The organism is Kitasatospora sp. MY 5-36 (assembly GCF_001182915.1).
Classification (GTDB): domain Bacteria; phylum Actinomycetota; class Actinomycetes; order Streptomycetales; family Streptomycetaceae; genus Kitasatospora.
In genome coordinates, this window is record NZ_LFVW01000459.1 from 1 (window position 1) to 9,526 (window position 9,526).

General features: G+C 71.2%; 11 protein-coding genes and 1 pseudogene. 4 read left to right on the forward strand and 8 right to left on the reverse strand.

Annotated features, from left to right (window positions below):
- Window positions 1-90: 90 nt before the first annotated feature.
- Entirely contained in the window at window positions 91-282 is a 192-nt protein-coding gene (locus tag AE652_RS26775; protein ID WP_143204767.1) for a hypothetical protein, read from the reverse strand.
- A gap of 159 nt (window positions 283-441) precedes the next feature.
- Between AE652_RS26775 and AE652_RS26780 the strand changes: the two genes are divergently transcribed.
- Together AE652_RS26780 and AE652_RS26785 are read left to right on the forward strand one after the other, a co-directional pair.
- Window positions 442-1,341 carry a hypothetical protein gene (locus AE652_RS26780; RefSeq protein WP_049655966.1) on the forward strand — a complete coding sequence of 300 codons (900 nt, stop codon included), beginning with the start codon at window positions 442-444 and terminating at the stop codon, window positions 1,339-1,341.
- Window positions 1,342-1,538: 197 nt separating this feature from the next.
- Window positions 1,539-1,727, forward strand: a complete 189-nt coding sequence (locus AE652_RS26785) for a hypothetical protein (protein WP_049655983.1) — start codon at window positions 1,539-1,541, stop codon at window positions 1,725-1,727.
- Window positions 1,728-1,771: 44 nt separating this feature from the next.
- Here the strand turns inward: AE652_RS26785 and AE652_RS26790 are convergent, their stop codons facing one another.
- Window positions 1,772-2,140 carry a metal-sensitive transcriptional regulator gene (locus AE652_RS26790; protein ID WP_049655968.1) on the reverse strand — a complete coding sequence of 123 codons (369 nt, stop codon included), beginning with the start codon at window positions 2,138-2,140 and terminating at the stop codon, window positions 1,772-1,774.
- 361 nt (window positions 2,141-2,501) lie between these two features.
- On the opposite strand from AE652_RS26790, the gene AE652_RS26795 reads away from it, so the two are divergent.
- Together AE652_RS26795 and AE652_RS26800 are read left to right on the forward strand one after the other, a co-directional pair.
- Window positions 2,502-3,122, forward strand: coding sequence for a DUF47 domain-containing protein (locus AE652_RS26795; RefSeq protein WP_030059626.1), 621 nt, complete (start codon window positions 2,502-2,504; stop codon window positions 3,120-3,122).
- 5 nt (window positions 3,123-3,127) lie between these two features.
- The gene (locus tag AE652_RS26800) at window positions 3,128-4,123 is read left to right on the forward strand and encodes an inorganic phosphate transporter (RefSeq protein WP_049655972.1); all 996 of its coding nucleotides are present in this window, start codon (window positions 3,128-3,130) and stop codon (window positions 4,121-4,123) included.
- Between the two features lie 186 nt (window positions 4,124-4,309).
- Here the strand turns inward: AE652_RS26800 and pstB are convergent, their stop codons facing one another.
- The 6 genes and pseudogenes from pstB to AE652_RS48495 all read right to left on the reverse strand — a co-directional run.
- The gene (gene pstB, locus AE652_RS26805) at window positions 4,310-5,086 is read right to left on the reverse strand and encodes a phosphate ABC transporter ATP-binding protein PstB (protein WP_049655974.1); all 777 of its coding nucleotides are present in this window, start codon (window positions 5,084-5,086) and stop codon (window positions 4,310-4,312) included.
- Between the two features lie 42 nt (window positions 5,087-5,128).
- Window positions 5,129-6,199: a phosphate ABC transporter permease PstA gene (gene pstA / locus AE652_RS26810; RefSeq protein ID WP_049655976.1), complete on the reverse strand. Its 1,071-nt coding sequence runs from the start codon at window positions 6,197-6,199 to the stop codon at window positions 5,129-5,131.
- On the reverse strand, window positions 6,196-7,173 hold the full coding sequence (gene pstC, locus AE652_RS26815; RefSeq protein WP_049655977.1) for a phosphate ABC transporter permease subunit PstC: 978 nt from the start codon (window positions 7,171-7,173) through the stop codon (window positions 6,196-6,198). The genes pstA and pstC overlap by 4 nt, the downstream gene beginning before the upstream one ends.
- 151 nt (window positions 7,174-7,324) lie before the next feature.
- Window positions 7,325-8,458 carry a phosphate ABC transporter substrate-binding protein PstS gene (gene pstS, locus AE652_RS26820; RefSeq protein ID WP_049655979.1) on the reverse strand — a complete coding sequence of 378 codons (1,134 nt, stop codon included), beginning with the start codon at window positions 8,456-8,458 and terminating at the stop codon, window positions 7,325-7,327.
- Window positions 8,459-8,685: 227 nt separating this feature from the next.
- Window positions 8,686-9,201, reverse strand: a complete 516-nt coding sequence (locus AE652_RS26825) for an NUDIX hydrolase (protein WP_049655980.1) — start codon at window positions 9,199-9,201, stop codon at window positions 8,686-8,688.
- 1 nt (window position 9,202) lies between these two features.
- Window positions 9,203-9,526: pseudogene (locus tag AE652_RS48495) on the reverse strand (hypothetical protein); the annotation flags it as partial.

A 9,526-nucleotide genomic window follows, 5' to 3' on the forward strand; every position in this document is an offset into this window, starting at 1 on the left:
GCGCGGGGCGGTGCGGGCCGGGGAGCAGCCGCCGGAGTCCGACCTCGCGGCCTGAGCCCGCGGGCGGACGCGGCCAAGCGGTCCAGGCGGTCAGTCCGGCTCGGCGCCGTTCCCGGCGAGGTGGTCGGCCCCCTCACGGCGGGCCAGGTCGCGCGAGCGGCGGGCCGGGGAGTACCAGCCGCAGCTGCAGGTCGCGAAGGCGAAGGAGCCGCGCTCGCTGATCACGAGGCGGTGTTCGGGCATCCTGGTGGTGCCGGGTGCGACCGGCAGCTCACTGTGCACGTGGTTCACCGTAACGCGCCGGACGCCTCCCGCGCGACGCTCCGGCGGTACCGGCCCCGTAACCCTTCGCGCCCCAACTCGTTTGCCCGGAAAGAGCTCTGCCCACCGGTGGTGTCCGGCGGGGCAGTCGGGCCCGAGGGGGTTGTCGCGAGGATGAAGATGACCGACCAGCAGCGCACCGGACGGCCGGCACGCCGGCCGGGTCCGCACCTGCGCTCGGCGGCCGGGGCCGCCCTGCTCGCCGCCGCCCTGGCGGCGGGGGCCGCCGGCTGCTCCGGAGGATCCGTCGACGGCTCCTCCGACCAGCAGTCGGCCGCGCCCGACCAGCTCGCCGCGGACCCGCTGACGGCGGTGCGCAACGCCGCCGACATCACCGGCCGCACCGGCTCCGCGCACACCGCGACGGAGCTGGTCACCGAGTCCGCCGAGAAGAAGGCCTCGTTCAGCGGCACGGGCGGCTACGACTACGTCAAGCGGATCGGCCGGCTGGAGGTCCAGGTGCCGCCGGGCGCGGCGACCACCGGGAAGATCGTCGAGGTGGTCCTGCCGGGCACCGTCTACCTCCAGAACAGCGGCGCCAAGGTCCCCGAGGGCAAGTGGGTCAAGCTGGACGTGCGTCAGCTGCCGGACGGCAACCTGGTCAGCAGCGGCGCCACCGACCCGGCCTCGGCGGCGGGGGCGCTGCGCGGGGCGCAGAAGGCGGAGGCGGTGGGCACCGAGACCGTCGACGGCGTCGCGCTGCACCACTACCGGGGCACCCTGGACCTGGCGAAGGCCGCCGACGCGACCGGCGGGCGGGGCGGGGACGGCCTGCGGACGGGCGCGCAGACCTTCACCGTCAAGGAGGTCCCGTACGACGCCTGGCTGGACGACCAGGGCCGGCTGCGCAAGGTGGTCGAGGTGTTCACCTTCGCCGGGGTGGCCGGGTCGAAGGAGCCCAAGGACCAGGTGAAGGTGACGTCGACGACCTCGTTGGCGGACTTCGGCAAGCCGGTGGAGGCGGCCGAGCCCGCGGCCTCGGACATCTACCAGATGAAGCCCACGGAGAGCCCGAAGTAGGGCGGGTCCGATGCTCCCGGGCGGCCGGGGCGAGACGGGGTGCGGCCGGGGCGGGTGGCCGTCCGGGGAGCGGCGGCCACCCGTTTCGGCGGTGCCGAGATGGCCCGTCCGTGCCATGTGGACGGGCCCCGGAGTGCCTAGGCTGGGCTCCGGGTGGCTGCCGCCCGGGCTGGCGAGGCACTGAAGGGGTGGTGCAGGTGGTGTCGTCCACGGGCGGCCGCAGCGGCGGCCACGACGACGCGGCCCTCGACGAGATCGATCTGGCCGGGGAGCTGATGATCGCCGCGACGGCCAGCTCCGGCGACCGGCTGCCGACCGAGCGGATCGACGAGGTGCTGCTGGACCGGAGCGAACCCGGGCAGGCCGACCGGGAGGCCGACGGCTAGCGGGGCCCGCGCGGCGGGCCCCGGAGCGGCGGACGGCCGGCGGCTCAGCTGCGCAGCAGGCGGCTGATCGCGGCGGTGGCCTCGGCCACCTTGGCGTCCAGTTCGGCGCCGCCCTCCTCGGCGGCCGCGGCGACGCAGTGCCGCAGGTGCTCCTCCAGCAGGGAGAGCGCGAAGGACTGCAGCGCCTTGGTGCCGGCCGAGACCTGGGTGAGCACGTCGATGCAGTAGACGTCCTCGTCCACCATGCGCTGGAGGCCGCGGATCTGGCCCTCGATCCGGCGCAGCCGCTTGAGGTGGGCGTCCTTCTGCGCGCTGTAGCCGTGCGGGCCGTGGTGCCCGGCCGGGGCGTGGCCGGCGTGCGGGTCGGTCCCCTGCGCGTGCTCCGGCTCGGTGCGCGCTTGCGTGGTGGTCATCGGCCCCGCCTTCGTCTCAGTGCCTGGTGGCTGCGTCGGCCACCAGTGTCCAACACCGGGGCCCTCCGTGGTGTTCCGACGGCCGACCCGGCACGTGCCGCGGGGCCGGGAGCGGGGGTGGCCGGCGGTTCACCCGTCTGAGCGGCGCCCCGGTCTTCCGTACGCACGACGGGGACAATCCGGGCGAGGTTCCGTCAGACTGAGGGCTCCAGTCCGCACGTGGCGGTGCGGTCCGGATCAGCCGGTGCGGCAGCCGAACGGAAGGGGAGCTTCCGGCTCCTTCCCCGGCCCCCCGTTTGCGTGATTGCGCTTGGTTGCACCTAGCATCGTTCAGTCCCTACCCCGCACATCGGAGATTTCCGTGCGTTTTAGCCTGACCCCGAAGGAGACGAGCTTCTACGACATGTTCGCCGCCGCGGCGGAGAACCTCGTCGTCGGATCGAAGCTCCTCTTGGAGCTGCTGGGATCAGACGTGTCGGCCCGTGCGGAGATCGTCGAGCGCATGCGCGCCGCCGAGCACGCCGGGGACGACACCACCCACGCCGTCTTCCACCAGCTGAACTCGTCCTTCATCACGCCCTTCGACCGCGAGGACATCTACAGCCTCGCCTCGTCGCTGGACGACATCATGGACTTCATGGAGGAGGCCGTCGACCTGGTCGTCCTCTACGACATCCAGACCCTGCCGAAGGGCATCGAGCAGCAGATCGAGGTGCTGGCGCGCGCCGCGGAGCTCACCGCCGAGGCGATGCCGAACCTGCGCAGCATGTCCAACCTCACCGAGTACTGGATCGAGGTCAACCGGCTGGAGAACCAGGCCGACCAGATCCACCGCAAGCTGCTCGCCCACCTGTTCTCCGGTCAGTACGACGCCATCGAGGTCCTCAAGCTCAAGCAGGTCGTGGACGTCCTTGAGGAGGCGGCGGACGCGTTCGAACACGTCGCCAACACGGTGGAGACCATCGCCGTCAAGGAGTCCTGACCCTCGTGGACATGGCAGCACTCATCGCCGTCGTCGGCGTTGCGTTCTTCTTCACGTACACCAACGGCTTCCACGACTCGGCGAACGCGATCGCCACCTCGGTCTCCACCCGGGCGCTCACCCCCCGGGCGGCGCTGGCGATGGCCGCGGTGATGAACCTGGCCGGCGCGTTCCTCGGCAGCGGCGTGGCGCACACCGTCTCCAAGGGGATCATCGAGACCCCCACCGGCGACAAGGGCATGGTGATCCTGTTCGCCGCCCTGGTCGGGGCGATCGCCTGGAACCTGGTCACCTGGTACTTCGGCCTGCCGTCCTCCTCCTCGCACGCGCTGTTCGGCGGCATGGTGGGCGCGGCGATGGCCGGCGGCATCGACGTGATCTGGAGCGGGGTCCTCGACAAGATCGTCATCCCGATGATCGTCTCGCCGGTGGTCGGCCTGGTCGGCGGCTTCCTGGTGATGCTGGCGATCCTGTGGATCTTCCGCCGGGCCAACCCGCACAAGGCCAAGCGCAACTTCCGGGTCGCCCAGACCGCCTCGGCCGCCGCGATGGCGCTGGCGCACGGTCTCCAGGACGCCCAGAAGACCATGGGCATCGTGGTGATGGCGCTCACCATCTCCGGCCACCAGTCCGGCAACGGGATCCCGGTCTGGGTGAAGATCTCCTGCGCGACCATGCTCTCGCTGGGCACCTACGCGGGCGGCTGGCGGATCATGCGGACGCTCGGACGCAAGATCATCGAGCTGGACCCGCCGCAGGGCTTCGCCGCCGAGGCCACCGCCGCCACGGTCATGTACGTCACCTCGTTCGTCTTCAAGGCGCCGATCTCCACCACCCACGTGATCACCGCGGCGATCATGGGCGCGGGGGCCACCAAGCGGATCCGCGCGGTGCGCTGGGGCGTCGCGAAGAACATCGTGCTCGGCTGGTTCATCACGATGCCGGCGGCCGCGCTCGTCGCGGCGCTGGTGTACTGGTTCGCCCACCTGTTCTGGGGCTGACGGCCCCGCGGGACGCACGGAGCAGGACGCGCGGAGCAGGACGCACGAACGGACAGGGCCCGCCCCCACATCTCGGGGGCGGGCCCTTTTCCATGCCCCGTGGCGGCACCGCCATGCAGCACCACGGGACAGCTCGCGGTCCGTCACGCCGCTCGGCGCCGGGGCGCCGCCCGTGACGGGGCCGGTCTAGCCGAAGCGGCCGGAGATGTAGTCCTCGGTCGCCTGGACCTGCGGGTTGGAGAAGATCCGCTGGGTGTCGTCCAGCTCGACCAGCTTGCCCGGCTGGCCGACGCCGGCCAGGTTGAAGAAGGCGGTGCGGTCGCTGACGCGGGCCGCCTGCTGCATGTTGTGGGTCACGATGACGATGGTGAACTGCTCCTTCAGCTCGCCGATCAGGTCCTCGATGGCGAGGGTGGAGATCGGGTCGAGCGCGGAGCAGGGCTCGTCCATCAGCAGGACCTGGGGCTCGACCGCGATGGCGCGGGCGATGCACAGGCGCTGCTGCTGACCGCCGGAGAGGCCGGCCCCCGGCTTGTTCAGCCGGTTGTGGACCTCCTTCCAGAGGTTGGCGCCCTTCAGCGAGCGCTCCACCACCTCGTCCAGCACGGCCTTCTTCTTCACGCCGGCGAGCCGGAGACCGGCGATCACGTTGTCGTAGATCGACATGGTCGGGAACGGGTTCGGGCGCTGGAAGACCATGCCGACCGAACGGCGCACGGCGACCGGGTCGACGTTGGAGGCGTACAGGTTCTCGTCGTCCAGGAGGACCTTGCCCTCGACCCGGGCGCCGGGGATCACCTCGTGCATCCGGTTGAGGGTCCGCAGGAAGGTGGACTTGCCGCAGCCGGAGGGGCCGATGAAGGCTGTCACCGAGCGGGGCTCGATGCTCATCGAGATGTCCTCGATGGCCTTGGTGGTGCCGTAGAAGGCCGACAGTCCGCTGACGTCGATGCGCTTGGCCATGATCGTTGCTTCTCTCGTCTGTCTCGTACGTCAGTCGGTCGCTCAGTGCCCGCCCTTGGGCGAGCGCCAGCGCGCGATGCCCCGGGCGATGAGGTTGAGCCCCATCACGAAGGCGATCAGCACCAGCGCCGCGCCCCAGGCACGGGCGTAGCCGAAGTCGTTGTTGACCTGCGAGTACTGCTGCCAGATGTACATCGGCAGGGACTGCTGCGGGCCTTCGAACGGGTTGTTGTTGATGGAGTCGGCGCCGAACACCAGCATCATCACCGGGGCGGTCTCGCCCGTGATGCGGGCGACCGCGAGCATCACACCGGTGGTGATGCCGCCGATCGCGGTGGGGAGGACGATCCGCAGGATGGTCTTCCACTTCGGCACGCCGAGCGCGTACGAGGCCTCGCGCAGCTCGTTCGGGACGAGCTTGAGCATCTCCTCGGTGGACCGGACCACGACCGGCATCATCAGGATCGCCAGTGCGAGGCTGCCCGAGAAGCCGGAGTAGCTGAAGCCCAGCGCGAGGTTCCAGATCGAGAGGATGAACAGACCGGCGACGATCGACGGGATGCCCGTCATGACGTCGACGAAGAAGGTGACCGCCTTGGCGAGCGTGCCGCGGCCGTACTCGACCAGGTAGACGGCGGTCAGCAGACCGATCGGGGCGGCGATGGCGGTGGCCAGGCCGACCTGCTCCAGGGTGCCGATCAGCGCGTGGTAGATGCCGCCGCCGGGCCCGGACTGGATCACGCCCTTCATGGAGTGGCCCAGGAAGTTCCCGTCGACCACGTGGATGCCCTGCTGGACGGTGTAGACCGTCAGGGCGACCAGCGGGACGACCGCCAGGATGAAGGCGACCCAGACCACCGAGGTGGCGAACCGGTCCTTGGCCTGCCGACGGCCCTCGACCTGGGCCGAGAGGGTGTAGCTGATCAGGAGGAAGAGCAGGCCCGAGATCAGGCCCCACTGGAGGTGGCTGGCCAGCCCGCCGACCGCGCCGATCCCGCAGCCGAGGGCGATCGAGCCGGCGGCGACGGCGGCCGGGGCCCACTTGGGCAGGCGGTTGGCGGTCAGCGGACGGCCGACGGGCCGGGCGTCCTCGACGAGCGCGGTGACGGTCATGCGTTGGCCCCCGAGTACTCCTTGCGGCGGGCGATGATCAGTCGCGCGGCACCGTTCACCAGCAGGGTGATGACGAACAGGACGAGGCCGGAGGCCATCAGCGCGTTGCGGCCGTTGTCCCCGGCCTCGGCGAACTTCAGCGCGATGTTCTGCGCGAAGGTGCCGCCGCCGGCGTCGAGGATGTGCAGCGACAGGACGTTGCTGGCGGACAGCACCACCGCGACCGCGATGGTCTCGCCGAGCGCGCGGCCGAGGCCGAGCATCGAGGCCGAGATGATGCCGGGGCGGCCGAACGGCAGCACCGCGGTGCGGATCATCTCCCAGCGGGTCGCGCCGAGCGCGAGCGCCGCCTCCTCGTGCATCCGCGGCACCTGGCGGAACACCTCGCGGGAGACCGCGGTGATGATCGGCAGGACCATGATCGCCAGCAGGATGCCGACGGTGAACAGGTTGCGCGGGGTGCCGGTCCTGGTCTGGTCGAAGATGTACGTCCAGCCCAGGTACTCGTTGAGCCAGCTGGTCAGACCGTCCATGTGCGGCACGAGGAAGAGCGCGCCCCAGAGGCCGTAGACGATGCTGGGGACGGCGGCGAGCAGGTCGACCAGGTAGGCGAACGGCTGGGCGATCCGGCGCGGCGCGTAGTGCGAGATGAACAGCGCGATCCCGATGGCCACCGGGACGGCGATCGCCATCGCGATGACGGCGCTGACGATGGTGCCGAAGGCCAGGACGGCGATGCCGAAGACGGGCTTCGGGGCGTCCGGCGTCCACTCGAAGGAGGTGAGGAAGTTGCCTTCGTTGGTGCTCAGGGCCTGGACCGACCGCCAGGTCAGGAACGCCGCGATGGCGGCCATGATGACCAGCAGCAGGATGCCCGAGCCCCGGGCGAGGTTCATGAAGATCTTGTCGCCGACCCGGCTGTCGCGCGGCCGGCGTTCCCTGCCTCGCGGGGCGGCAGGGGAGGATGAAGTCATTGGTCTACTCCGGTCTGGTGGTGCCGCCCCGGAAGGGGGAACGGCACCATGGCGGCGGTGCCCCGGACGTGGTGCTGGGTGTGGTGCGTTCCGGTGGGGCGGCCCCGGCCCCCCTCGCTCACGGGGCCGCCCCACCGGGGGTCCTGTCGGGTCAGGCCAGGGTCGCGATGACGCCGTTGACCTTGTCGGTCACGGCCTTCGGCAGCGGGACGTAGCCCTTCTCGCCGACGGCCTTCTGGCCCGCGTCGCTGGCCGTGTAGGTCAGGAAGGACTTCAGGGTGTCGAGGGTCTCGGCCTTGTTGCCCTTGTCGCAGACGATCTCGTAGGTGATCAGGACCAGCGGGTAGGAGCCCTCGTCCTTGGTCGCGTAGTCGAGCTTCAGCGCGAGGTCGCTGCCGGTGCCGGCGGCCTGGGCCTTGGCGATGGTGCTGGCGGCGTTCTCGGCGGTGGCCGCGACCGGCTTGGAGGCGCCCGTGTTGATGTCGGCGCTCTTCAGGCTGTTGGTCTGGGCGTAGGCCAGCTCGACGTAGCTGATCGAGTTCTTGACCTGCTTCACCTGGGCCGAGACGCCGGCGCTGCCGTTGGCCGACTGGCCGCCCTTGGCCGCCCAGGCCTTGCCGGCCGGGTAGGTCCAGGCGCCGCCGCCGGCGGCGGCGAAGTACTTGGTCAGGTTCTCGGTGGTGCCGGCGTCGTCCGAGCGGTGGAAGGTCTGGATCTCCGCGTCCGGCAGCTTGGCGCCCGGGTTCAGGGCGGCGATCGCCGGGTCGTTCCACTTGGTGATCTGCGAGTCGAAGATCTTGGCGGAGGTCGGGCCGTCCAGGACCAGGTTGTCGACGCCGTCGACGTTGTAGACCAGCGAGATCAGACCGCCGACCATCGGCAGGTCGATGCCCTGGCCGCCGGTGCAGACCGCCTTGGAGGCGTCGACCTCGGCCGGCTTGAGGGCCGAGTCGGAGCCGGCGAACTGGATCTTGCCCTGGTTGAACTGCTGGATGCCGGCACCGGAGCCGCCACCCTGGTAGTTGATCGTGCTGCCGGAGCAGGCGGCGGCGAAGCTGGTCTTCCAGACGTCCATCGCCGCGGTCTGCGCGGTCGAACCGGCGGCGATCAGCGAACCGGCCTTGCCACAGTTGATCGCGCTGGTCGCGGCGGAGCCGTTGGAGCCACCGGACGCGGTCGTGTTGTTGTTGTTGTCCGACCCGCAGGCGGCGAGCGACAGCGAGCTGACGAGCGCCATGGCACCGATCGCGAGGGCCTTGGAGCGGCCGTTCCGCTGGAGCTTCACAGGGGTGTCCCTTTCTGTGGCATTGCCCTTGGCGTGCGCCGTACGCGTACGGCCCAGCGCGGGTTTTGCTGTGGTCCGGGGCCCGTGCGGCCCTCCGGTGGTCCCGAAGTTAGGCCGGGTAAGTGACACGACAGCCGGTCGCAAGTGAACGGCGAGTGAACCTCGAACGGATGACAGGAAACTACGTCAGGTAGTAACGGTTGCGTCACGGGGAGGGCGCGACGAGATCACTTCCACCGTTCCTTCACCGGCCCGGCCCCCGCGGCCCGCACCGGCTCCGCCCCCAGGACCGCCAGCAGGGCGTCGACCAGCAGCCGGTCCTGGTCGTGGGTGAGCCGTGCGCGCGCCTTCCCGGCCGGCAGCCAGTCCAGCCGGTCCACCTCCCGGTTGGGCCGGAAGGACCCGCTCGACGGCACCGCCGCCCAGTAGCGGACCTCCTTCGGACGGCCCTGCACCCGGTAGTGCTGGGTGGGCAGCTCCGGGCCCAGCAGGCAGTGGAACCCGGTCTCCTCCCGGACCTCGCGCAGCGCCGCCTCGGCCATCCCCTCACCGGCTTCGAGCTTGCCCTTCGGCAGGCTCCAGTCGTCGTACTTGGGCCGGTGGACCAGCGCGATCCGCGGCCGCCCCAGCCGGCCGCTCTTCTTCGGCCGGCCCGGCAGCCACAGCACCGCGCCCGCCGCCAGGATCACCGGGCCGTGCCCCGCACCGGCCGCCGCCCGGCCGGTGCGGGGGCGCTCGCCCACCTCAGACCGTCCGGGGTGCGACGGAGTGCCCCCAGGCGTCGGCCGGGACGAGCTCCAGCCAGCCGTCCGGGCCGGGCGGCAGGTCCGGCCAGCGGCGGCCGACGGCGTACCGCGCCGACTCCACCTCCAGCCGCTGGTCGGCGTGCACCACGCCCAGCACGTACGCGGTCGCCGGGGTGATCCGCGGGGTGCGCGCCGCGGTGGCGGCGGTGACGGCGGCGTCCGCCGCCTCCTGCTGCCGGTCCAGCACCGCGTCCAGCCCGTCCAGCTCGGAGGACGCGCGGCCGCACACCTCCAGCACGTACCGGGCCCGCTTCACCAGGAT